Here is a 24267-nt window from a genome sequence, read left to right on the forward strand (position 1 = left end):
AATGTTATGAAAATTGCTATTGCAGGCACGGGTTATGTCGGGTTGTCCAATGCCATGTTGTTGGCTCAGTACAATGAAGTTGTCGCGCTGGATGTGATTCCAGCAAAGGTGGAGATGCTGAACAACAAGCAGTCTCCCATTGTCGATGTGGAGATCGAGCACTATTTGGCAGAAAAGCCGCTGAATTTTCGGGCGACGCTCGATAAGCAAGACGCCTACGCTGATGCCTCTTATGTCGTTATTGCGACGCCGACCGATTACGATACTGCCACCAATTATTTCAATACGTCGACGGTGGAAAGTGTCGTTCGTGATGTGATGGCTATCAATCCTGATGCGGTGATGGTTATTAAATCCACGGTGCCAGTAGGTTTTACCGAGCGGTTGAAGCAAGACCTGAACTGTGCCAATGTGATTTTTTCTCCGGAGTTTTTGCGTGAAGGGAAGGCACTCCACGATAACCTTTATCCCTCCCGGATCATTATTGGCGAACGTTCCGAGCGCGCGCAAGTGTTTGCCCGTCTGCTGTCTGATGCGGCGATTAAACAGGATATTGATATTCTGTTTACCGATTCGACCGAAGCGGAAGCGGTGAAGTTGTTCTCCAATACTTACCTGGCGATGCGCGTTGCGTACTTTAACGAACTGGATAGCTACGCAGAGACGCACGGCCTGAACACCCGTCAGATTATCGAAGGGGTGGGGCTTGACCCTCGTATTGGTACTCACTACAACAATCCGTCGTTTGGCTATGGCGGTTATTGTTTACCGAAAGATACCAAGCAGTTGCTGGCAAACTTTCAGGAAGTACCAAGTACTTTGGTTCGCGCCATTGTTGATGCCAACAGAACCCGTAAGGATCATATTGCGGATTCGATTTTGCGACGCACTCCCAGGGTGGTGGGGATTTATCGCCTGGTGATGAAGTCTGACTCTGACAATTTCAGGGCGTCGGCGATTCAGGGTATTATGAAGCGTATCAAGGCCAAGGGCGTTGAGGTTGTGGTATACGAACCTGTGCTTAAAGAAGACAGCTTTTTTAATTCTCGGGTGGTTCAGGATCTGGATGCGTTTAAACAAGAGTGCGACGTGATTGTTGCGAACCGCATGTCGCCTGACCTTGTTGATGTCGAGGCCAAGGTCTACACGCGGGATTTATTTGGTGGTGATGCCTGATTGATCGATCAGGATTTGCAAGTGAGTACGCAATACCATTACTTAATTGGTAGACGAGGATTGGTAGGAAACCTGTAGAAGGGCGTTTGCGTCCAGTGTCCGGTGGATGTCATTGATCATCCATCCGTTTCAAGCACGGGCAAGCCCGCTCCTGCATGAGAGAATTGAATTCAGTTTCGAAAGCAGTCATTTTTAAAAATAGCTAACGGAGTTAGCCGGCGTTATCTCAAGGAGGAGCTATGTACAACGACACCTATAACGACACCTATAACTGCAACATTGTTCATCACGGAGCCGTTACGGGAGTAACGGGTTCCTGTCATCGTCTAACGGTCGATAGTGGTGAGTCCCTTCTGGTTGATTGTGGTTTGTTCCAGGGGGCAGAGGCGACTTCGTCGGATGGGCCAGATACGGAGCTGGATCGCACCCGTATCGATTTTGACGTGAGTCATGTGCGAGCGCTACTGGTCACACATTGCCATATTGATCACGTTGGCCGTATTCCCTATCTGTTGGCTGCCGGATTTAACGGGCCGATTTATGCCACAGTGGCAACTTGTGAATTATTGCCAATGGTTATTGAAGATGCACTCAAGGTGGGAGTTACCCGCAATCGCTCGATTATCGCTCAGATAATAAAAACCCTGAAAGCGTTACTGGTGCCACTACCCTACGATCAATGGTTTGATGTGTCCGGTTTCGAATTCTCCTCTGCGCCGGTGAGGGCACGTTTTCGGGTGGCTGGCCATATTCTGGGTTCTGCCTACATAGAACTGGATATTGGTAACGGACGTCGAGTGCGTGACCGTAAGCGGGTGATTTTTTCAGGAGACTTGGGGGCACCGTATTCGCCTTTATTGCCCGCACCCAAGCCGCCGTATCGTGCCGACACTCTTGTGATTGAAAGCACCTATGGTGACCGTCTTCACGATAGTCGCCGGGTTCGGCAAAAACGCTTGCAGTCGCTACTCGAGCGCTGTTTGCGTGATGGCGGGACTATTTTGATTCCGGCGTTTTCGATTGGGCGCACGCAAGAGTTGTTGTACGAGCTGGAAGATATTTTTTATCGGCTTGGCAAGTCTTCGCCGCAACAGTCGCCATTATCCGAATATATCGATGTGGTGGTCGATTCGCCGCTTGCGGCTGAGTTTACCCGCCAATACCGTCGTCTGAGTGAGCTGTGGGATGCCGAGGCTCGTGGAAGGCTGGAGCGGGGCCGTCATCCGTTGTCGTTCGAGCAATTGCTGACCATCAACTCCCACGAAGAACATCTGCAAACGGTTGGTTATTTACGACGTACGGGCAGGCCGGCCATTGTGATCGCTGCCAGTGGCATGTGCGCTGGTGGCCGTATGGTTAACTACCTGAAAGCCTTATTGCCAGATGCGAGAACGGATGTGTTGTTTGTTGGCTATCAGGCCCGTGGTACACCAGGTCGCGATATTCAGCGCTGGGGGCCAGAAGGCGGGTATGTGGTGCTGGATGGTGAACGTGTAACGATTCAGGCCAATATTCACACGCTGTCTGGATACAGTGCCCATGCTGATCAAAAAGATTTAATAAATTTTGCCACCCGGATGCGCCATCCCCCAGGAGATATTCGGATTGTGCATGGCGATGCGGATGCCAAACAGGCGCTAAAAGCCAGACTGCAAGCAGTGTTACCAACTGCAAGAGTAGAAATATCGACTTGACACACACGGGATGATAAATCGGTCGTTATGATAGATGTGGTCTGTAGATAACAAAAAAATACTCATTAGTGACAAAGTTGACTGCTTTGAAAGTCTGCGTGTTATTTTTTTAAAATGATAGACAGTTCGCAGTGTAGGCTGGATAATTTTGCTGGTCTTACGGTGATTGGACATAGGCCACAAACTTCTTTTTTATACCTGCTCGTAGCCACGAATGTACTAATTGCAGGTGGCTACAAAAGACCAGTTCTGATAGATTTGCGCAAGTTGGGTTACGTGATGTTACAGAGAAAAATGAAATGATTACTCAGGGAATGATTCGATCTCATCAAAATACCTACGGTGCCTTGTTTCGCTTGTTGGATATCGTGCTAATTCTGGGGTTGTTGCCATTGTGTTTGTGGGCCTACAGTCAGCCAATGTCGTTTATTTATTTTTCTGCTGGCTTGTTGTCGTCTATTTCCTACCTGTTGGTTGCTGAGTCATTTGGTGTCTATCGCTCGTGGCGCGGTGCGTCGGCTCTGCATATTCTCTCTGTAGCAGGCTCTGCCTGGGTGTTGGTGTGTGTTGGGCTGACTGCGTTGGCTTTTTTTGCCAAGGTAACATCGGATTTCTCCAGAGTAGTTACTGGGGGCTGGATGCTGTCGGTGGCGGTGTCGATGATGTTATGGCGTTTTGGCTTTGGCCGTTTACTGGGCTATTTGCGTGCCAAGGGGATCAATACTCGACGGGCCGCAATTGTTGGGGTAAACGAATGCGCTTTGGCAATGCGGCACCAGCTGGAGTCGACCCCGGAGCTGGGCTATGTATTTGGCGGGTTTTTTGATGATCGCAATGATAATAGGGTGCTGGAAGAATATCCAGATATGGTTCTGGAAGGGCAAATTGCCGAGTTAATAAGTCGAACACGTAATGGCGAATTTGAGGTTATTTTCTTGGCGTTACCGCTAAAAGCCCAAAAACGAATTGATGAGATTTTGCAGTATTGCGGCGACACGACGGCATCGGTACATTTGATTCCAGATTTTTTCACGTTCAATCTTATGCACGCCCGGCTCAGTGAAGTGGGTAATATGCAAACCATTAGCGTTTACGATACACCGATATTTGGCTTTAATGATGTGCTTAAACGTCTGTTTGACGTTGTCTTCTCGGTGGGTGTGTTAAGTGTGATTGCCTTGCCTATGCTGGTGATTGCTGCGGCGATAAAATTTACTTCCCCTGGTCCGGTTATCTTCAAGCAGTATCGTTATGGGCTGGATGGACGAAAAATTCAGGTGTGGAAATTCAGAAGCATGAGTGTGATGGAAAATTCCGCCAAGGTTGTTCAGGCGCGCAAGGGCGACGCCCGGATTACCCCAGTAGGAGCGTTTATCCGCAAAACCTCTCTGGATGAACTACCCCAGTTTATTAATGTGTTGCAGGGGCGTATGTCTGTGGTTGGCCCCAGACCGCACGCGGTTGCACACAATGAGGAATACCGCAAACTGATCCCTTACTACATGTTGCGGCACAAGGTCAAACCAGGGATTACCGGCTGGGCCCAGATTAATGGTTACCGAGGTGAGACGGATACCCTGGATAAAATGTCTGGCCGGGTGGATTATGACTTGGAATATATTCGTAATTGGTCGTTGTGGATGGACGTTAAAATTGTATTTTTAACCTTTTTCAAAGGTTTTACTGGAAGTCACGTTCACTAATATTTGTCTGAGAGGAGTGATCCTGGTTTGAACAAGTCTGGTTCGATGAAGTGCTAGGCAGGGATAGTGGCATGATTGTAGAGATAATCAGCTATCTTGATGGTCTTGGGGGAGTCTCACTGTGAATATAGTGGAATAGCATGATGCCGATCCAGACTTTGGTCTATTGGGTTATTTTAAAAATTTACGAATGATTATTACTTGTGAATTTGGCTGCTTACAATTCATGTTTTATTCATATCCTGTGTGTAGTCTTCTTGGGTATGCGGGGAATTTTAAAGGCTAGACCGAGAGAATGGTATTTTTGTCGGGATTGGGCATGCTTCTTCCCTGGTTGATTCTGTTATTGTAGCGCGGCTCCAGACCGAAAGAGTATGTTAGCTTCAGCTTGCCGATGCTAGGTCTGGAATATTCTTGGATCTTTGCGGTTGGCTGGATTGTCCGTCGCTTTGTAGGTGTCGTAAGTGGCTTCACAGGTATTGAAGGGCGACTTTGCTTCCTGCAGGAGGATGACTTGGTGAAAATTTCGCCGCAATGATGCATTTTTGAGGCAATTAGAAAGTTGCCGTACTGTTAATTTCTGTAAGTAACAGTCATAATTGCTCGGATTTTGGACGCCAGAGACTCTGGCAGACGTAAAACTTTTACCAGCCAGTTATTGAGAGGATCGATATGAAAGCTTGGCAGCTACCTTTATTTGCAATGGCGTCCGTGAGTACGGCCGCGTATGCAGTTCAGCCGGATGGAATCATGCTTGGAAGTGGAGTGACTTTGCTGCCTAGTATCAAGGCTGAAGTCGAGAATAACAGTAATATTTATTTACAGGATTCAAACAGTGAAGTGAGTTCCGTCATTACTCGTTTGGCACCTTCCATTGCGCTAGAAGTCGATCTTGGTGCAACGTTGTTGGGTTTTGCTGCCGATTTTGAAAATGGCACGTATGATCACGATTCCAACGATAATTACCTCGATCAGACCTATTCTGCCAGTGGTGAATTTGAGTTAGGGGCAAAAAATTCAGCGTCCTTGGATGCGTCTTTGAATAAAGGCCATGATGATCGTGGTACTGGTGCTTTGGAAGGACCACAGGCGACCAGCATTGCTGATCCCAGTGAGTATGATGAAACGACTTTCGGCGGTAGCTACACTTATGGAGCTGATAGTTCGATGTTGCAGTTGACCGGTTTTGGGACTGTATACGACAAGTCATATACAAATAATAAATCGTCTACCGCCGATCTTGAACATGACAAAACCACGCTTGGCGCGCGTTTGTCCTATAAAATTAGTGGGATGACCCGTGCAGAAATTGAAGTTTCTCAAGCTGAGACCAGTTTTGTAACTGATACTGCAGCACTGGAGCGTGATGGTTCAGAAACTCGCTTGATGGCTGGTGTGTCGTGGGATATCACAGGTAAAACCACGGGTTCCTTATTGGTGGGTAACTCTGCTCGCAGCTTTGATCAGTCGGATCTGGATACCCAAACCAAGTTTGCATGGGAAATTGGTGCTTCGTGGTCTCCTCGCGAATATTCCACATTGAACTTCTCCTCTAATCAAAGTGCAGAAGAAACCACTGGCAGTGGTAACTTCATTGATCGGGTCGTCACTACTTTGTCTTGGGATCATGAGTTTTCCAGTTATTGGAGTGCTGATGCGAGCTTTAGCCGTACCTCTGATACTTATGTAAATGCTGGAGTCTCGGCTTTTTCGGATCGGAAAGACACATTGAATGATATGTCTGTTGGTGCAGTTTACTCTCCAAACAAGATGGTTGATATCGAAGCTGGTTTGACAAAGTCTGCTCGAACTAGCAATGTTGATGGCTTGGATTATAGCCAAACTATAATGGTAGCCAGTGTTTTGGTTGCTTTCTAAAGATGTTGCTTTAGTATGGCGATCTTCTTGTTGGGTCCAGTCAAAAGGCTGGGCTTTTTTTATAGGTTTAAGGAATGCGAATGAGGGGCTTGCTTACAATCTTGTTGGCATTAATTATGCCGTCGCTGGCTATGGCTGATAATGTAGACTATACCTTGGGGTCTGGTGACCTGGTTCATATAGTTGTTTTTGGAGAGCCTGATCTTAGTGATGATTTTCTTGTAGGGCCGTCCGGTAATATCGGTTTTCCGCTTCTTGGTGATGTGTCTGCTGCCGGGTCTACCCCCTCGCAGCTTCAACAGGAAATTTCAACTCTTCTGCGTAATGGCTATCTTATAGATCCTCGCGTGTCTATTTCTATCAAGGAATACCGCCTGATTTATATTAATGGTGAGGTTGAATCTCCTGGAGACTATTCTTTCACTCCAGGGTTAACGATTGAAAAAGCCATTGCTATCGCGGGTGGTTTTACTGATCGGGCGTCCAGACAAAAGATTTTTGTAACTCATGATGTCACCAGTGCCAGTAAAGATAGTAGTAAACTTCTGAGTGGCAAGGGCCGGGAAAAGTTGAGCCTATCTGATTTTGTCAGACCTGGTGATGTAATTACTGTTGAACAGAGTTTCTTCTGAGTAGGGATAGTTATGGTATCAAGTCAATCGTCTGAAACTGCCGAGATTTCTATCGATATTATGCGGTATGTGAAGCTAGTTCTGGCTTATTCCGGCCGGATTATTGCTTTTGGGGTAGTAGTGTCATTGCTGACCTATTTGGTGCTTTCTACAATCAAGCCGCAGTACGAAGCAACGTCAACACTGTTGATCGAGCAATCTCAGATCTTGTCTATTGAAGAAGTATATTCAGGATTTGGACGTTCATCTGACTATTTATTGACCCAATTTGAAATTCTGAAAAGCCGTGATTTGTCTCGAAGGGTGACTGAAAAGCTTGGCCTGGTTGATTCGACAGAATTTAATCCGTTCAAATCATCCGGTGAGAAGAGTTTCTCCTTCAGAGAGTATTTATCAGGCGAGAGCGCGCCAGTTCCAACCGCAGCTGATGAATTTGAGGAGACAGTAAACCGGGTCTGGGAGGCTATTCAGGTTCGGCCTGTTCTTCGTACTCAGTTAGTCAATATTACTGTAACAAGTATTAATCCGAGCTTGGCTGCCAATGTTGCAAACGCAGTCGGTGAGGCTTATATCGAAATCCAGCTTGAAACGAAATCTGGTGTGAACAAGGACGCTTCGGCGTGGTTGAGTAAGCGTCTTGTGGGGATGAAAGCTACCTTGGAAAGCTCGGAAGGAAAGCTGCAGGCGTTTCGTGAAGAGAATAATTTGATCGAACTGCCTGATAGTAGTCTTGGCTCGCTTGTTAGTCAGGAAATTCAGTCGATTTCGACTGAATTGTCAGAGGCGAGAAGTCGTCGCTTGGATCTTGAAACTACATCTAAACAGATCAAAGCGATGGGCACCGCCTCCTTGGACCGAGTGTCAACTATTCCTGCATTCTTACAGAACGGTTCAACGAACTCTCTGTTTGAAAAAGTGGTTTCCGCTGACTTGCGAGTCAATGAGCTCAGTAAGCGTTATGGCGTTAAACACCCTAAAATGATTTCTGCACAGTCTGAGTTGAATTCTTCATTAACGGCACTGGATGACCATTTCTCACGCTTGTCTAAAGGCTTGGAATCAGAGTATCAAGCTGCACTTAATAAAGAAAAAGCGCTCGACGCATTGCTTGTCCAAAAAAAGGATGAAATTCGTCGTATCAATCGGGCTGAATTTCAGTTGAACGAATACAAAAGGGAAGTTTCAGCTAATCAGCAGATCTACGATACATTTTTTAGCCGTATTCGAGAAACAACGGAAACCAGTGACTTGGGGGCCGCTACAGTACGATTGACGGATCCAGCCCTGACGCCAAAATATCCGGTCAAACCCAAAAAAGGAATGATCACCGTTGCGGCATTTATTATCTCGTCTGGGTTAATGGCTGCGGTGATCATCTTGCTGGAAGTTTTGAATTCAACTATCAAGAATGCTTCAGATGTTACGCGTAAGCTGGGTGCTTCTGTTTTGGGTATTGTTCCCTTATATAAAAGTGCTGCGAGTAGCGACCCTGATGATAAATTACTTGTGCGTGCATTTTCGGATGAGGCTGCCCCGGGCTTTGCTGAATCGATACGCTCATTGAGAACAAATATTACACTCGCAGGACTGGAGCATCCGGTTAAAACTATTTTGGTGACTTCAACGGTTCCCGGAGAAGGAAAGACGACGACATCGGCCAATTTGGCAGAAGCTTACGGGCAGGTAGAAAAAACACTTCTTATTGATGCTGACATGCGTAAACCTAGTCTGGCAAGAAAGGTAGCTCTTCCTTTTAATAGTAAGGGATTGTCTAACGCAGTAGCATATCCAGATCAGCTGGATGAGTGTATTCACCATATACCGGAGTTGGGAGTAGATATAATGCCTTCTGGTCCTCTACCCCCTAATCCACTTGAATTGTTGGGTTCGCCAAACTTTGAATCGATTCTTCATGTCTTGAGTGATCGCTACGACAGAATTATTATTGACTCTGCGCCTACCAAGTTGGTGAGTGATGGAGTCTTGTTATCAACTCTGGTTGATGCTGTAATATATGTTGTAAATGCAGATTCAACCAGAGATGGTGTTATTAAGGGTAGTTTACAGCGCCTGAGCGCGTGCAATGCTCGTGTTCTCGGTATCGTTTTGAATCAGCTGGACTTTGAAAAGGAAATCAAATATGGCGGCGTGGATTCAGAGTATTATGCTGATTATTCTCAAGGTTATGGCTATCTTTCATCAAAAAATAGCTAGTCTTGTATAACACTGGCATGAAAATTAATAGCATAAAAACAAAAGGACTTATTCGTGTTCTCTTGTTTGCTAATATTTTACTTTGTGGTGTTTTTTCAATAGCTGGTGCAGTGCCTTCTCTGCTTGTGCACGGCTTGGTGACACGTGGTGATATTGTCTTCCTATCCTTTTTGAATACTTTTAATCCAGATATTGCTGTTGAGCTTGCAAAATCTCAAAGGGAGGGCTTGAATCGCGAGTATGTGGATGAGCAACTGTTGGTTGAGTCATCATCTCTTCGACCTTACTGGCCATATTATCAGTTGGAATTGCTGTATGTTCAGATTCTTAATCACGATGATGTGGATTTAATTCGTTTAACCTTTGACAAGGTGATTTCGTTGGGTGCGCATGAGCGTGGAATTGATGTCGGTATTATTCCTATGTCATTTATGGTTTGGACTAGTTTGAGAGAGGATCAGATCGGTTGGGTCATGTCAAGAATGAATACTGCCAGACAAAGCACCACTACAAATTTGATCAAAGTGTCAGAGGATTATGGTCTGAAATGGTACCTGTGTAGCAAACTTCAGTGGATCCAAGTTGCCAGGGCTTGCAGGGGTGATTAGTTAAGCCTTGCTCGGCGGTTAAATATATCAGGGTGATTCAGTCTTCACCCTGATATATTTGTGATAATCTAGAAATTTTCTGTTGACGTAAACAAGCCAACGCGAAGATCCTTGGCGGTGTAAATTTCACGACCATCAACTTCCATACTGGCGTCGGCAATGCCCATGACCAGTTTCTGTTCCATCACGCGTTTGATGCTAATGCGATAAGTTACTTTTTTAGCGGTCGGCAAGACTTGTCCGCGAAATTTGACTTCTCCGCTACCCAGTGCTCGGCCTCGGCCTGGGTTGCCGCGCCAGCCGAGGTAGAAGCCTACCAATTGCCACATGGCGTCGAGTCCGAGACAGCCTGGCATCACCGGGTCGCTTTCAAAGTGGCAATCAAAAAACCACAGTGATGGATCTATATCCAGTTCGGCAACAATTTCACCTTTACCATAGTTTCCGCCTTCGTTGCTGATGTTGGTGACGCGATCCATCATCAGCATATTGGGCAATGGCAAACGGGCGTTCCCTTCACCAAAAAGTTGACCGTGACCGCAAGATAAAAGGGCTTCGCGATCGTAAGAATGTTGGCGAGTCATGCACGCTTCCTCGTTGTTATGGCATGTTCTTCAAAGTGCCGGGTAAGATGACACAGCGGTTTGTTTAACGCTAATGAAGGTTACTTGAAATAAAGGAAATAATAGCAATCGGCTGTTTTGGGTTATGAATTCGGCAGATTTCTATTGTTTTCGGGTTATTTGCGTTTTGTGTCTTGTTGGTGCATCGGCTTGTTGGTGTTCACGGTATGAAAATGAAAATTCCAACTCGGTATTAACTGCTTGTCCGTGTAGTGGTTTTGGGTAGTCAGCATTTTTCTACCAGCAGGCTGCCAATGGAATAGCCCGCTCCGAATGAGCAGATCAGGCCCTTGTCGCCCGCTTCAAAATCATTCTGGTGGCGATGGAACGCAATGATGGAGCCGGAAGAGGCGGTGTTGGCAAATTCGTCCAGTACGACAGGGGCTTCGTTATTTTCCGGCAGCCGTCCAAGCAGTTTTTTTACGGCGAACAGGTTCATATTGATGTTGGCCTGATGCAGCCACATGCGCTTCAAATCGCTGGCGCTTAGCTGGTTCTGGCTCAGCTGGCGTTCTATAAAGTCGGTGACCAGCGGCAGCAATTCCTTGAATACCTTGCGTCCTTCTTGTTTGAAGTAGGGGCGGCTGTCGGGCAGGGCGTCCTGACAATGGTCGGTATAATTGCCGTCGCAACGGATATTATCGGAAAAACGGGTGAGCTGTTGGGTGTCCAGAATTCGGAAGCCGGATTGTTTGTCATTGTGGTGTTCCGGTTCCAGTACCGCTGCTGTGGCGACATCGCCAAAAATAAAATGGCTATCCCGCGAGGTCAGGTCGACCTGAGGGGTTACAAATTCTGGATTAACGAGCAGGGCGCGTTTGGCGGTTCCGGCTTTGAGGGCGTTGTAAGCACTGATCAATCCAAAGGTGGCGGATGAGCAGGCGATCCCCATATCGTAGGCATAGCCAGAACAGCCCAGCTTGTGCTGGATTTCAACTGCAATCGATGGGTAGGCACGTTGATGATTGGTGCAGGCGACGATCAGCAGGTCAATGTCGGCTGGTTGCAGGTTGGCCGCTGCCAGCGCGGCACGTGCTGCGGCCAGTCCCATGGTGACGGCTTCGGGTTCTTCGCCTTCCCTGGTTGGGTCAAAAGTCGGGCGCATGCGCTTGATGTCCAGCATGCCTTGTTTGTGCATGGTGTAGCGGTGTTTGATACCAGAGGCTTTTTCAATGAATTCGGCGCTTGAGAGTGGTGCGGCGCTGGTTTCTCCGGCGGCAATGGCGCTGGCGTTATCGCTGTTGTGTTGTTCTGCCCAGGTATTGTAGGCCGCTACCAGCTCTTCGTTGCTGATGCTTTCGCTGGGGGTATACAGGCCGGTGCCTGTTATCAGGATGTCTGTCATTCTTGGCTACCTTGTTTTTGCCTATTATCGACAGATTGCTGTCATATTCCAAATATTCATGGATGTTTTTCCCTGAGCTGTTTTTGTTCCTTGAAATCAAGGGCGACACATGCGGAAATTGGAGCTTGCCAGTCGGGTGAGGGTTTCTTGTGGTTCGGGATTATTTAATGGTGTTACGCACTCTCTGGCTGGGAGGGATTTGGGTGTGTGCCTGGCTGGTACGGCCGTTGCTGGAGCAACAGGGCTATTTCCCCCATCATGGTTTGGTTGTTATGCACTGGATGGTTGCGGTGGGGGTGGCGGTCGCCGCCTTGATGGTAGTGCTGGCAGCGTTTGGTCGAATCCTTCAGTGGGACTCAAGAGCGGTTCAGTTGTTACTGGTCATGTTGCTGTTATCGCTGCTGTATTTTGGCCTGATGCCTTGGTGGAAGCTGCAGATGATGGTACTGCATGCGCTGTGTGTTCTCGGCGCGGTGTGGGTGATGCTGGCGCCCAGATCCGTGTTGTGAATTCGGGTAAATCTTTATTAATACAGGAAAAAGCAGGCCACGATATCTCGATGCATCGTGGCCAGAGCGGGGTCAGGGCTTGCTATCGCCACGCTGCAGGTTAGACAAGTTGATCTTGGCGCGTGGATTGCGGCGCAACAACAGTGCCGTATTGCCAATCTGCTGTACCAGCATGGCTTTGGTGATTCCGAGCAGCTCGGCAATGACGGCTTTTTTCAGATCTCTGTCGCCCACGGATACCTTGATTTTGATCAGCTCGTGGTCGTCGAGTGCGCGATTAAGTTCTTCGAGCACGCCTTCGCTCAGGCCATTGCTGGCAACGGTAACAACCGGGTTCAGGTTGTGGCCAATAGCGCGATACGCTTTCTTTTGTTCGTTGGTGAGCGGCATTTGTTTGTCCGGCCCTCGGGTGAGAGTGTTAAAATAATCTGCCCTGATGAACAGGGTATGACGCAAGAGTATATCTGACCGGAAGGCAAACCCCTATGGCACGATCCAAATCCAGCGCAGGCTGGTTAAAGGAACATGTGGACGATATGTATGTCCAGAAGGCACAGCAGGATGGTTATCGAACCCGTGCCAGCTACAAATTGATTGAACTGGATGAAAAAGATCAGCTGCTGCGCTCCGGCATGACCGTGATTGATCTGGGGTCGGCTCCTGGAGGCTGGTCGCAGGTGGTGGTGCAGCGGGTTGGGGAGCAGGGTACGGTGATTGCCTCTGATATTTTATCTATGGACACGATAGCAGGGGTTGACTTTATTCAGGGCGATTTTACCGAGGAATCAGTATTTAATGTACTGATGGAACGTATCGGTTCCAATCGGGTAGGCCTTGTAATTTCAGATATGGCCCCCAACATGAGTGGAGTGAGTTCGATTGATCAGCCCGGTGCGATGTATCTGGTTGAGCTAGCGCTGGATATGGCGCGACAAGTGTTAAGTCCTGGTGGCAATTTTGTCGCCAAGGTGTTTCAGGGAGAAGGGTATGATGATTACCTCAAGGATCTTCGTGCATCCTTTGATAAAGTGCTGATTCGCAAGCCCAAGGCGTCCAGGCCCAGGTCTCGAGAGGTCTATATTGTTGCGAAAGGTTTCCGTGGCTAGTGGATGCTTGCTAAGCTAAGACAGAATCAAGGCGTTATACGCCTGTAATAGAGAGGTAGTGCCACCCATGGCAAAGAATTTCGTACTGTGGGCAGTGATTGCTGCGGTCCTGATGATGGTGTTTAACAACTTCCAGAACGTCGGGCGTGGTAATGAACTGTCGTACTCAGAATTTATCACTGCTGTTGAAAGCGGCCAGGTTGAGCGCGTTACGATTGCGGGTCAGAACATTACCGGCACCAGCAGCAATGGTGAGTCGTTTGAAACTGTACTGCCAGCTTATGACGACAAGCTGATGGATACTCTGCTGAATAATCAGGTCAAGGTGGTTGGTGAAAAGCCTGAAAAGCAGGGCTTCTTTACCCAGTTACTGCTGGCGTCGCTGCCTATTTTGATCATTCTGGCGGTATTTATGTTTTTCATGCGTCAGATGCAAGGGGGCGGTTCCGGTCGCGGAGGCCCGATGGCCTTTGGTAAAAGCAAGGCCAAGCTGCTGAGTGAAGACCAGATCAAAACCACCTTTGAAGATGTGGCTGGTTGCGATGAAGCGAAGGAAGACGTTAAAGAGCTGGTTGAATTTCTGCGTGACCCTGGCAAGTACCAGCGACTGGGAGGCAAGATTCCCCGTGGTGTCTTGATGGTGGGGCAGCCCGGTACGGGTAAAACCCTGCTGGCCAAAGCGATTGCCGGTGAAGCCAAGGTGCCGTTTTTCTCCATCTCCGGTTCTGACTTCGTCGAAATGTTTGTTGGCGTGGGTGCATCCCGTGTGCGGGATATGTTTGATCAGGCCAAGAAGCAGGCACCTTGTATTATCTTTATTGATGAAATCGATGCCGTTGGTCGTTCTCGTGGTGTTGGGATTGGCGGCGGTAACGACGAGCGCGAACAGACCCTGAACCAGTTGCTGGTTGAGATGGACGGCTTTGAGGTTAACGACGGCATTATTGTGATTGCTGCTACTAACCGCCCTGATGTACTCGACCCTGCGCTGTTGCGTCCTGGTCGCTTCGATCGCCAGGTGGTGGTCGGTTTGCCGGATATTCGTGGCCGTGAGCAAATCCTCAAGGTGCATATGCGTAAAGTACCTGTTGCAGACAATGTTAATGCTTCTGTGATTGCCCGTGGTACGCCAGGATTTTCCGGCGCAGATCTGGCGAATCTGGTGAATGAAGCAGCGTTGTTTGCGGCACGTGCAAACAGCAATCACGTTACCATGGAAGAGTTCGAGCAAGCCAAGGACAAGATCCTGATGGGTGCCGAACGCAAGACCATGGTGATGTCGGAGAAAGAAAAGACCAACACAGCCTATCATGAGGCAGGTCACGCCATTGTTGGGCGTCTGGTGCCGGAGCATGACCCTGTTTACAAGGTGTCGATTATTCCGCGTGGACGGGCACTAGGCGTCACTATGTTCTTGCCAGAAGAAGATCGTCATTCGATCAGCAAGCGTGGTATCGAAAGCAATATCTGTTCGCTTTATGGCGGACGTATTGCTGAAGAGATGACTCTGGGTCGGGATGGTGTTACGACAGGTGCTTCCAACGACATTGAGCGTGCGACCAAGTATGCCCGCAACTATGTTACCAAGTGGGGGTTGTCCGAGAAACTGGGCGCACAGCTGTACACCGAAGAAGAGCAGCAAGGCTATTTGGGAGCGGCAGGTGGTGGCCAGTTGTCCCATCTTTCAGACGATACCGCGCGAGTGATTGATGCTGAAGTCAAAGGCCTGCTGGATCGTTGTTATCAGCGTGCAGCGACCATTCTGGAAGAAAATCGTGACAAGCTCGAGCTGATGAAAGACGCCTTGATGGAATATGAGACGATCGATGCAGATCAGATCAACGAGATCATGTCTGGACGTAAGCCGAGCCCGCCAAAGTCATGGGATGACCGCAATTCCTCAGGGCCTTCTGCACCTGCCAGCGAAGAAAGTCGCGATATGGCACGGGATCCGGATGATGATGCAGCCGGAGAAACTGCCAGCGATCGTTGACAGTTTCTGTTTGGTTTTTAAAGAGCGGCAGTCGCCGCTCTTTCTGTTTCTGATTGTTTTTGGCTGTTTCTGTTTTTGTACGTTGCCAATACGGGTTCAGAGGTTTCCCTGAGTCAATTTGCCGTGGTCGGAGATGGACGAGCCGGTTTAGTTACACATGTGTGGAAACAGGATGGTTCTCCGCTATCTGAATGGATAAAAACGCAGTGATTCTTCAATGTGGTAAACGCCAGTTGTCCCTTGTTCGCCCGGTGGTGATGGGGATCGTGAATACAACTCCTGATTCTTTTTCTGATGGTGGCTGCTACAACAGTCTGGAGGCTGCTTTGCGCCAGGCTGCGCGTCTGGTTGCTGACGGTGCTGAAATAATCGACATTGGTGGTGAATCTACCCGGCCTGGTGCCGATCCTGTGTCGACATCGGCAGAGCTGGATCGGGTGGTGCCTGTTGTTGCGGCCATTGCCCGAGAGCTCGATGTGGTTATTTCTGTTGATACCAGTACGGCTGAGGTGATGGCTGAGTCTGCCGTGGCAGGCGCGCATTTGATTAACGACGTTCGTGCGCTGGGGCGGCATGGTGCCATCGAAGCAGCGGCGGCGTCTGGCTTGCCGGTATGCCTGATGCATATGCAAGGGCAGCCGGATTCCATGCAGCAAGCCCCGCATTACGACTCTGTTGTTGACGAGGTCTACGGCTTTCTTGAGCAGCGAATTCAAGCCTGTCTGGCGGCCGGAATCGATAGCAGCCAGCTGTTGGTTGATCCCGGTTTCGGCTTTGGTAAAAGCTGCGAACACAACTTTGAATTGATGCGACGACTACAAGAGTTTGCCCGACTGGGTCTGCCAATCTTGGCGGGCTTGTCCCGTAAGCGCATGATTGCTGAAGTAACCGGTGTAATACAGCCGAATCAGCGGGTGACGGGCAGTGTTGCGGGCGCGGTGATTTGTGCTATGAATGGTGCCCGGATTCTGCGGGTGCATGACGTTAAGGAAACGGTTGAAGCGATGAAAGTAGTGTCGGCGACGTTGGGAGTGCTGCATGGCTAGGCAGTATTTTGGTACCGATGGTATTCGTGGTCGGGTAGGTGAAGCCCCGATTACGCCGGACTTTGTTATGCGGCTTGGCTGGGCGGCGGGCAAGGTGTTCTCCCAACAGGGTAAAAGCAAAATCCTGATTGGCAAAGACACCCGTATCTCGGGTTATATGTTTGAATCGGCGCTTGAAGCCGGGTTGTCTGCAGCCGGGGTTGATATTGCCTTGTTGGGACCAATCCCCACGCCGGGTATCGCTTATTTGACCCGGACGTTTCGTGCCCAGGCCGGGATTGTCATCAGCGCTTCTCACAACCCTTATTACGATAATGGTATCAAATTCTTCTCCGGGCTGGGACAGAAGTTGCCTGACGCGACGGAGGAGGCCATTGAACACTATTTGCAGCAGCCCATGGTTTGTGTTGATTCACAGCAGTTGGGCAAGGCGGTACGGATCAATGATGCGGCCGGACGTTATACCGAGTTCTGTAAGGGAACCGCCAGTTCGTTGAATTTGCGTGGCCTGAAAATTGTGCTGGATTGCGCTCATGGTGCAACCTATGCGATAGCGCCGGCGGTATTTTCTGAGCTGGGAGCTGAGATTGTTGTGCTGGCCAATCAGCCAGACGGATTTAACATTAATCGTGATGTGGGTTCGACCGAACCAGAATTGTTACGCCGCCGGGTATTGGAAGAAAGTGCAGACCTGGGCATTGCCTTTGATGGTGATGGTGACCGGGTGGTGATGGTGGATCATCGCGGTGAACTGGTTGATGGCGATCAGCTGTTGTATATCATGGCTGTCCATGCACAGCAGAGCGGTCGCTTGCGGGGTGGAGTGGTCGGAACGCTGATGAGTAATATGGGCTTGGAGTTGGGCCTGCGCGAGCTGGATATCCCCTTTTTGCGAGCCAGGGTGGGTGATCGCTATGTGATGCAAAAACTGGATGAGCAAGGCTGGCGTCTGGGGGGAGAGTCGTCTGGTCATTTGCTGGCACTGGATGTGCAGACTACTGGCGATGGTATTGTGGCTGCGTTGCAGGTGCTGACGGCCTTGATGGAAACCGGTACATCGTTACACGACTGGCACACGCGCATGTGCAAGATGCCGCAGGTCATGATTAATGTACAGCGCAGTAAACAGATAGATATCAATACTTCGGTCACTATTCGAAAAGCCGTTGCGGATATTGAATCGACTCTGTCTGGGCGCGGTCGAGTGTTATTACGACCGTCTGGTACTGAGCCGGTGGTGCGGGTGATGATCGAAGCAGAAACAGACATGCTGGCCAAAACGTTGGCACAGCAACTGGCTGCTGTTGTTGAATCTGAACTGAATAGTTAAAGCGGACTGAATGGTTGAACGGACTGCTTGTTGGGTGGCCGGAGTGAACGGGTGAATGTGCGCTTCGGCTTGTTTCGCGGACGCTTCTTGGATAGTATCTGCGCTCTTTGAATTTGGGAGTAGCCCGTGCGTCGCTTGATGATTGCCGGTAACTGGAAAATGAACGCTGCGAGCGACACAACGGCTGCATGGCTTGATGCCGTTGTCGCAGTGAATGCACCGGAGCGCGATCTGGTGGTGTGTCCGCCGTTTCCGTATCTGGGTCAGGTGGTTGCAGGGCTTGAACAAAGTCAGCTCCAGGTGGGTGCGCAGAATTGTGCCAGCGAAGATGGCGGTGCTTATACCGGTGAGGTGTCTGTCGCCATGCTCGCTGACGTAGGCTGCCAGTACGTTATTGTTGGCCACTCCGAGCGTCGTGCACTGTATGCTGAAAGCAACGAGCTGGTACTGGCGAAAACGCGCCGTGTACTGACGGCTGGTCTGAAAGCGATTGTCTGTGTTGGTGAAACACTGTCCGAACGCCAGGCGGGTCATGCTGAACAGGTTGTTGGCCAGCAGTTGTCGCTGCTGCTTTCGGAGCTGAACACCACGGAATGGCAAGCGGTGATTATTGCCTATGAACCAGTCTGGGCTATCGGTACTGGCGAAACGGCAACGCCGGAGCAAGCTCAGGCGGTGCATCACTTTATTCGCAGTCAGCTGGCGGCTCGTGATGTTGGCTTGGCCGAAGCGACTCAAATTCTCTACGGCGGCAGCGTAAAAGCAGATAATGCCCGAGAATTGTTTTCTCAACCTGATATCGATGGCGGTCTGGTGGGCGGTGCTTCACTGGATGCTGACCAATTTCTGAAAATCTGCACGGCTTAGGAAAGTATGGAATCTATCATTCTCGTTGTTCATATCCTGTTGGCACTTGGTATCGTTGGTTTTGTGATGTTGCAGCAAGGCAAAGGCGCTGATGCTGGTGCTTCGTTTGGTGCTGGCGCGTCGCAAACGGTTTTTGGCAGCAGCGGCTCAGGCAATTTTCTCAGTCATACGACGGCCTACCTGGCGGCGGCTTTTTTTGTTACCAGTCTAGGATTGGGTATTTATGCCAAGCAAAAGGCTGATAGTGTGGCAAATATTGGTATTCCTGCTCAGGAAGTGATTGAAAAGCTTGAGAAAGATACCCCACTTGTGGAAGAATACGCGCCTGCTTTGGATGCACCTGAATTAGATGCATCTTCGACCGATGAGCCTGTGGTTGAACAAACCAACCAGTAGGCTCATTTGGCCAAGTCTTGATGCGGATGTGGTGGAATTGGTAGACACGCCATCTTGAGGGGGTGGTGAGCAATGCTCGTGCGAGTTCGAGTCTCGCTATCCGCACCAACCCAGCTTTAGTGAAAAAGCGATGCTGTTCGCTTTTTTGGTCTGAACGCCCTATAATGCGTCGGCCTTAAGCTGTCCCCAAGCCCCTCATGTCAGGGGCTTTTTAGTAGCTGTCGTCACCGTCAGATGCTGTCTGGTGACGAATGCCGGAAGATTGGTATCGTTCGGCGTAAAGATTTGGCAGATCTGTTGTCTGGTAGTCAGGCAGCAATATCGGGCTGGGCACTAGGTGCCCAGTTTTTGTTTCTGAGAGGTGAAAAATATTGGCACGTGACGCCCGCTTGCTGGAAATGTTGGCTCCCGTTGTTGAATCAATGGGCTTTGTCTTCTGGGGTCTTGAGCTTGTTGCTCAGGGACGCCATGCGTTGTTGCGGGTGTATATTGACCATGCAGACGGGATTACTGTCGACAATTGCGCGGACGTCAGTCGTCAGATTGGCAGTGTGCTGGATGTAGAAGACCCGATTTCCCAGGATTACACTCTGGAAGTGTCTTCCCCCGGCATGGATCGTCCCCTGTTTACCATGGATCAATACACGCAGTCGGTTGGTGAAATGATCGAATTACGTCTGCGTATGCCTTTTGATGGACGCCGCAAATTCAAAGGACGTCTTCAGGGCATGGAGGAGCAGGATCTTGTTTTGCTGGTCGATGACCACGAATACCTGCTGCCTGTCGAGCTGATTGAAAAAGCTCATATTGTTCCCAATTTTGATAACTAAGGTTGCATAGCGAGGCTGGAAGATGAGTAAAGAAATTCTCCTGGTCGCGGAAGCGGTTTCCAACGAAAAAGGCGTATCGCGAGACGTTATTTTTGAGGCCATCGAATCGGCATTGGCCGCCGCCGCGAAGAAACGCTACGAAGATGAAGAAGCGACAATTCGGGTTGATATTGATCGCAAGACGGGTGACTACGATACTTATCGTAGCTGGCTGGTCGTGAGCAACGATGTGGTGCCAGGCCTGGGGGACGAGTTGACCTTGCAGGAAGCGCATGACATCGACATCAACCTCCAGCCCGGTGACACCTACGAAGTTCAGGTTGATAATCCGGATTTTGGTCGTATTGCAGCTCAGGCTGCCAAACAGATTATTGTTCAGAAAGTACGTGAAGCTGAACGCGCCCAGATTGTTGAGCAATATCAGCACCGGGTGGGCGAAATTGTTAACGGCACCGTTAAAAAAGTGACCCGCGACAACGTTATTGTTGATCTTGGCAATAACGCTGAAGGCTTGCTGCCGAAAGACCAGCTGATTGGCCGGGAAATCATGCGCATGGGGGATAGGGTACGCGCTATTCTGCATGCCGTTCGCCCTGAAAATCGTGGCCCCCAGCTGATGCTGAGTCGTACCATTTCAGAAATGCTGATCGAACTGTTCCGCATCGAAGTACCTGAAATTGCAGAAGAAGTGATCGAAATCAAGGGAGCTTCTCGTGATCCCGGTTCGCGCGCCAAAATTGCAGTAAAAACCAACGACAAGCGAATTGATCCAGTCGGGGCCTGTGTTGGCATGCGCGGAGCGCGTGTGCAGGCGGTGACCAACGAACTGGGTGGCAGTGAGCGTATTGATATCGTGCTCTGGGATGATAATCCGGCGCAGCTGGTCATCAACGCTATGGCTCCTGCCGACGTTGCCTCCATCGTTATGGATGAAGAAACCAATACAATGGACGTGGCGGTAGAAAACGACAACCTGGCCCAAGCGATCGGTCGTGGCGGACAGAATGTCCGCCTGGCATCGGAGCTGACGGGCTGGACAATCAATGTCATGACGATCGAAGATGCTGCCGCCAAGCAGAATCAGGAAGCGTCGGCTTACATTGATAACTTCATTAACGCACTCGACATCGATGAAGACTTTGCGGTGTTGCTGGTTGAAGAAGGCTTTACCACGCTGGAAGAGATTGCCTACATCCCGATTGACGAGATGCTGGAAATCGAAGAGCTGGATGAAGATATGGTAAATGAACTCCGTACTCGCGCCAAAGACGTGCTGCTGACCCGGGCAATTGCCTCGGAAGAGAAGCTCGAACAGTCGCAGCCAGCAGCAGACCTGCTGGAAATGGAGGGCATGGAAAAACACCTGGCACTGGTATTGGCCAGTAAAGGTATCTGTACGATGGAAGATCTTGCCGAGCAATCCATTGACGACCTGATGGACATTGAGGATATGACCGAGGAGAAAGCGGCGGACCTCATCATGACCGCACGCAAGCCCTGGTTTGAGGGCAATGATTAATCTACTCACTCGGCATAGGAGAAACGTATGGCAGAAGTAACAGTTAAAGAACTCGCCGACGTGGTGGGGACCAGCGTAGACCGCTTGTTGTCCCAAATGAAAGAAGCGGGCCTGCCACAGACCGCAGCAGAACAACGGGTGTCGGACGATGAAAAAGCAGGCTTGTTGGCCTTTTTGAAAAAAAGCCATGGCGATGCAACGGATTTGGCACCCCAGAAAATCACTCTGAAGCGCAAGGTGACAACCACCTTGAAAACCGGTCAGGGTGGCAAGAAAGCCGTTTCTATTGAAGTGCGCAAAAAACGGACTTACGTCAAACGCGATGACATGGATAAGGACATTGAAGCGGCACGCCAGGCAGAAACTGAACGTCTGGCTGCAGAAGCCAAAGCAGCAGAAGATGCTGCCCGAGTTGCAGAACGACGTGTGATTGAAGAGCGTACTGCTCGCGCAGCGCGTGATGCTGCAGAAGCAGAGTCTCGTGCCCAAGCCGAAGCTGCCAGCAAGCCAATTACAGAAACCGCGCGAGTCAGTATTGCACCGCGTGCGGATTCGAAGGCCGGTATTGCCAAGGCCGCCGCTGAAAAAGCCGCAAAAGAAGCCGCCGCCGCGAAAGCCGCTGCGGCCGCCAAGGCAGCGAGTATTGCTCGTGCCAAGCCAGCAGTGGCCAAGACAGAACCAGCACCTGCCCAGCAGCCCAAGCGCGATGACCGTGCCCCTCGTCCGGGTAAGCCGGTAGCGACTGCGAAAGCCAAAGCGAAGCCGTTGACGGCAGAAGAAGATGCAGCCCAGAAACGCGCTGAAGCGGAAGCGGCTCAGCAACGTCAGGAAGAGCATCGCAAGAAAAGCAAGGTGGTTGATAAAAAACGCTCGGATACCCGCGAAGACAGCCGTTATATGGATGCCGATGGTGGCCAGAATGCCGGACGTCGTCGCAGCAAGCCAAAAGGCAAGGGCAGCCGTAGCCGTCAACAGCAGCAAAACAACAATGAACACGCCTTTACACGTCCAACCGCTCCGGTTATTCGTGAAGTTGAATTGCCAGAAGCCATTACGGTGGGGGAACTGGCATCCCGGATGAGTGTAAAAGCCGGTGAAGTGATCAAAATTCTGATGGGTATGGGCGTGATGGCGACCATCAACCAGACTCTGGATCAGGACACCGCGACCCTGCTGGTCGAAGATATGGGTCACAAGGTGACCAAGCTGATCTCTGATAACCAGCTGGAAGAAGACGTGACTGACTCCGTATCCTACGAGGGTGAAGCAAAACCTCGTGCGCCAGTGGTTACTGTTATGGGTCACGTTGACCATGGTAAAACCTCGTTGCTCGACTATATTCGTCGCACACGGGTTGTTGCTGGTGAAGCCGGTGGTATTACCCAGCATATCGGTGCCTATCACGTCGAAACGGATCACGGCATGGTGTCGTTCCTGGATACACCGGGACACGCCGCCTTCACGGCGATGCGTGCCCGAGGTGCGCAGTCAACCGACGTGGTGATTCTGGTTGTCGCCGCCGATGATGGTGTTATGCCGCAAACAGAAGAAGCGGTACAGCACGCTCGTGCCGCTGGTGTTCCTCTGGTGGTTGCGATTAACAAAATGGACAAGGAAGGGGCGGACGTCGATCGCGTCAAGAACGAATTGTCGGCTCGCGGTGTTTTGCCAGAAGATTGGGGCGGTGATGTGCCGTTTATTCCTGTTTCTGCGCATACCGGCCTGGGTGTCGATGAGTTGCTCGAAGCGGTACTGTTACAGGCTGAAGTTCTTGAACTGAAAGCACACTTTGAGGGCCCTGGACGCGGTGTCATCGTCGAATCCCGTCTCGACAAGGGACGTGGTCCGGTAGCTACCATGCTGGTACAGAACGGTACGCTGAAGAAAGGCGATATCGTACTGGCAGGCACCTGTTATGGTCGTGCTCGTGCCTTGTTGGACGAAAACGGCAAACCGGTTGATGCCGCTGGCCCATCGATTCCGGTTGAAATTCTGGGTCTGAATGGCACACCAGATGCTGGTGACAGCTTCATGGTGGTTGAGAACGAGAAAAAAGCCCGTGAAGTGGCTGAATATCGTGAAAACAAGGCCAAGGAGCAGGTTCATCAACATCAGCAGGCAGCCAAGCTGGATGCCTTGTTCAGTGGCATGGGCGAAGGTGCCCAGGCCGTGCTCAACATTGTGCTGAAGACCGATGTTCGCGGTTCGCTGGAAGCCATTGTGTCTTCCTTGCAGAAGCTGGCAACGGACGAAGTGAAGGTGAACGTTGTATCGTCCGGTGTTGGCGGTATTACCGAAACGGACGTGACCCTGGCGGTGGCTTCCAGCGCGGTTGTCTTCGGCTTTAACGTTCGTGCTGATAACGCCGCACGGCGTATCGTTGAAAACAGCGGACTGGACATGCGTTATTACAGCGTGATCTACGATCTGCTCGACGACGTGAAACAGGCGATGGCTGGCTTGCTGGCTCCCGAACTGCGTGAAGAAATCGTTGGTATTGCGGAAGTGCGTGATGTGTTCAACTCGCCAAAATTCGGCCAGATTGCTGGTTGTATGGTGATCGAAGGCACGGTTCACAGAAACAAGAAGATCCGCGTGCTGCGTGAAAACGTAGTGATTTACGAAGGTGACCTGGAATCGTTGCGTCGTTACAAGGACGACGTGGCTGATGTTCGCCAGGGCATGGAGTGTGGTATCGGCGTGAAGAACTATCAGGATGTTCGCCCAGGCGATCAGATTGAAGTATTTGACGTGCGTGAGGTTGCCCGTACTCTGTGATCCACAAGACGCGTTGTGCG

The 24267-nt window shown here is 50.1% G+C and carries 20 protein-coding genes and 1 tRNA gene; 18 read left to right on the forward strand and 3 right to left on the reverse strand.

Annotated elements, in window-relative coordinates:
* Positions 1-6 precede the first annotated feature (6 nt).
* The 7 genes from WG929_RS09375 (at position 7) to WG929_RS09405 (ending at position 9905) form a co-directional block, all read left to right on the forward strand.
* On the forward strand, positions 7-1176 hold the full coding sequence (locus tag WG929_RS09375) for a nucleotide sugar dehydrogenase (RefSeq protein ID WP_416205821.1): 1170 nt from the start codon (positions 7-9) through the stop codon (positions 1174-1176).
* Positions 1177-1415: 239 nt separating this feature from the next.
* Entirely contained in the window at positions 1416-2870 is a 1455-nt protein-coding gene (locus WG929_RS09380; protein ID WP_416205822.1) for an MBL fold metallo-hydrolase RNA specificity domain-containing protein, read from the forward strand.
* A gap of 314 nt (positions 2871-3184) precedes the next feature.
* A complete protein-coding gene (locus WG929_RS09385) occupies positions 3185-4573 on the forward strand; it encodes an undecaprenyl-phosphate glucose phosphotransferase (RefSeq protein WP_416205823.1) in 1389 nt (462 codons plus the stop codon).
* 672 nt (positions 4574-5245) lie between these two features.
* Positions 5246-6451: an outer membrane beta-barrel protein gene (locus WG929_RS09390; protein WP_416205824.1), complete on the forward strand. Its 1206-nt coding sequence runs from the start codon at positions 5246-5248 to the stop codon at positions 6449-6451.
* Between the two features lie 80 nt (positions 6452-6531).
* Positions 6532-7083, forward strand: a complete 552-nt coding sequence (locus WG929_RS09395; RefSeq protein ID WP_416205825.1) for a polysaccharide biosynthesis/export family protein — start codon at positions 6532-6534, stop codon at positions 7081-7083.
* Positions 7084-7095: 12 nt separating this feature from the next.
* The gene (locus WG929_RS09400) at positions 7096-9297 is read left to right on the forward strand and encodes a GumC family protein (protein ID WP_416205826.1); all 2202 of its coding nucleotides are present in this window, start codon (positions 7096-7098) and stop codon (positions 9295-9297) included.
* Positions 9298-9314: 17 nt separating this feature from the next.
* On the forward strand, positions 9315-9905 hold the full coding sequence (locus WG929_RS09405; RefSeq protein ID WP_416205827.1) for a hypothetical protein: 591 nt from the start codon (positions 9315-9317) through the stop codon (positions 9903-9905).
* A 68-nt stretch (positions 9906-9973) separates the two neighbouring features.
* Here WG929_RS09405 and fabA read toward each other — a convergent pair whose 3' ends face one another.
* Together fabA and WG929_RS09415 are read right to left on the reverse strand one after the other, a co-directional pair.
* Entirely contained in the window at positions 9974-10489 is a 516-nt protein-coding gene (gene fabA / locus WG929_RS09410) for a 3-hydroxyacyl-[acyl-carrier-protein] dehydratase FabA (protein WP_416205828.1), read from the reverse strand.
* A 265-nt stretch (positions 10490-10754) separates the two neighbouring features.
* Positions 10755-11873, reverse strand: a complete 1119-nt coding sequence (locus tag WG929_RS09415) for a beta-ketoacyl-ACP synthase III (protein WP_369855115.1) — start codon at positions 11871-11873, stop codon at positions 10755-10757.
* Positions 11874-12040: 167 nt separating this feature from the next.
* On the opposite strand from WG929_RS09415, the gene WG929_RS09420 reads away from it, so the two are divergent.
* Positions 12041-12382, forward strand: coding sequence for a hypothetical protein (locus WG929_RS09420; protein WP_416205829.1), 342 nt, complete (start codon positions 12041-12043; stop codon positions 12380-12382).
* Between the two features lie 72 nt (positions 12383-12454).
* On the opposite strand, the gene WG929_RS09425 is transcribed toward WG929_RS09420, so the two are convergent.
* Complete coding sequence (locus tag WG929_RS09425) at positions 12455-12772, reverse strand: YhbY family RNA-binding protein (protein WP_369855113.1); 318 nt, start codon at positions 12770-12772, stop codon at positions 12455-12457.
* 95 nt (positions 12773-12867) lie between these two features.
* On the opposite strand from WG929_RS09425, the gene rlmE reads away from it, so the two are divergent.
* From rlmE to infB, 10 genes are all read left to right on the forward strand, one after another.
* The gene (gene rlmE / locus WG929_RS09430; RefSeq protein WP_369855112.1) at positions 12868-13488 is read left to right on the forward strand and encodes a 23S rRNA (uridine(2552)-2'-O)-methyltransferase RlmE; all 621 of its coding nucleotides are present in this window, start codon (positions 12868-12870) and stop codon (positions 13486-13488) included.
* 67 nt (positions 13489-13555) lie between these two features.
* The gene (gene ftsH, locus WG929_RS09435) at positions 13556-15481 is read left to right on the forward strand and encodes an ATP-dependent zinc metalloprotease FtsH (protein ID WP_369855111.1); all 1926 of its coding nucleotides are present in this window, start codon (positions 13556-13558) and stop codon (positions 15479-15481) included.
* Positions 15482-15672: 191 nt separating this feature from the next.
* Positions 15673-16527, forward strand: a complete 855-nt coding sequence (gene folP, locus WG929_RS09440; RefSeq protein WP_416205830.1) for a dihydropteroate synthase — start codon at positions 15673-15675, stop codon at positions 16525-16527.
* Positions 16520-17857 (forward strand): phosphoglucosamine mutase, encoded by a 1338-nt coding sequence (gene glmM, locus WG929_RS09445; RefSeq protein WP_416205831.1) that lies wholly within the window; start codon positions 16520-16522, stop codon positions 17855-17857. The genes folP and glmM overlap by 8 nt, the downstream gene beginning before the upstream one ends.
* Positions 17858-17983: 126 nt before the next feature.
* A complete protein-coding gene (gene tpiA, locus WG929_RS09450) occupies positions 17984-18724 on the forward strand; it encodes a triose-phosphate isomerase (RefSeq protein ID WP_416205832.1) in 741 nt (246 codons plus the stop codon).
* Between the two features lie 6 nt (positions 18725-18730).
* On the forward strand, positions 18731-19120 hold the full coding sequence (gene secG, locus WG929_RS09455; protein ID WP_416205833.1) for a preprotein translocase subunit SecG: 390 nt from the start codon (positions 18731-18733) through the stop codon (positions 19118-19120).
* A gap of 22 nt (positions 19121-19142) precedes the next feature.
* Positions 19143-19228, forward strand: a tRNA-Leu gene (locus WG929_RS09460).
* Positions 19229-19488: 260 nt separating this feature from the next.
* Positions 19489-19950, forward strand: coding sequence for a ribosome maturation factor RimP (gene rimP / locus WG929_RS09465; RefSeq protein WP_416205931.1), 462 nt, complete (start codon positions 19489-19491; stop codon positions 19948-19950).
* A 22-nt stretch (positions 19951-19972) separates the two neighbouring features.
* Entirely contained in the window at positions 19973-21469 is a 1497-nt protein-coding gene (gene nusA / locus WG929_RS09470) for a transcription termination factor NusA (protein ID WP_416205834.1), read from the forward strand.
* Between the two features lie 27 nt (positions 21470-21496).
* On the forward strand, positions 21497-24247 hold the full coding sequence (gene infB, locus WG929_RS09475) for a translation initiation factor IF-2 (protein ID WP_416205835.1): 2751 nt from the start codon (positions 21497-21499) through the stop codon (positions 24245-24247).
* Positions 24248-24267 lie beyond the last annotated feature (20 nt).

It is taken from the genome of Oceanobacter antarcticus (assembly GCF_044962685.1).
Classification (GTDB): domain Bacteria; phylum Pseudomonadota; class Gammaproteobacteria; order Pseudomonadales; family Oceanobacteraceae; genus Oceanobacter; species Oceanobacter antarcticus.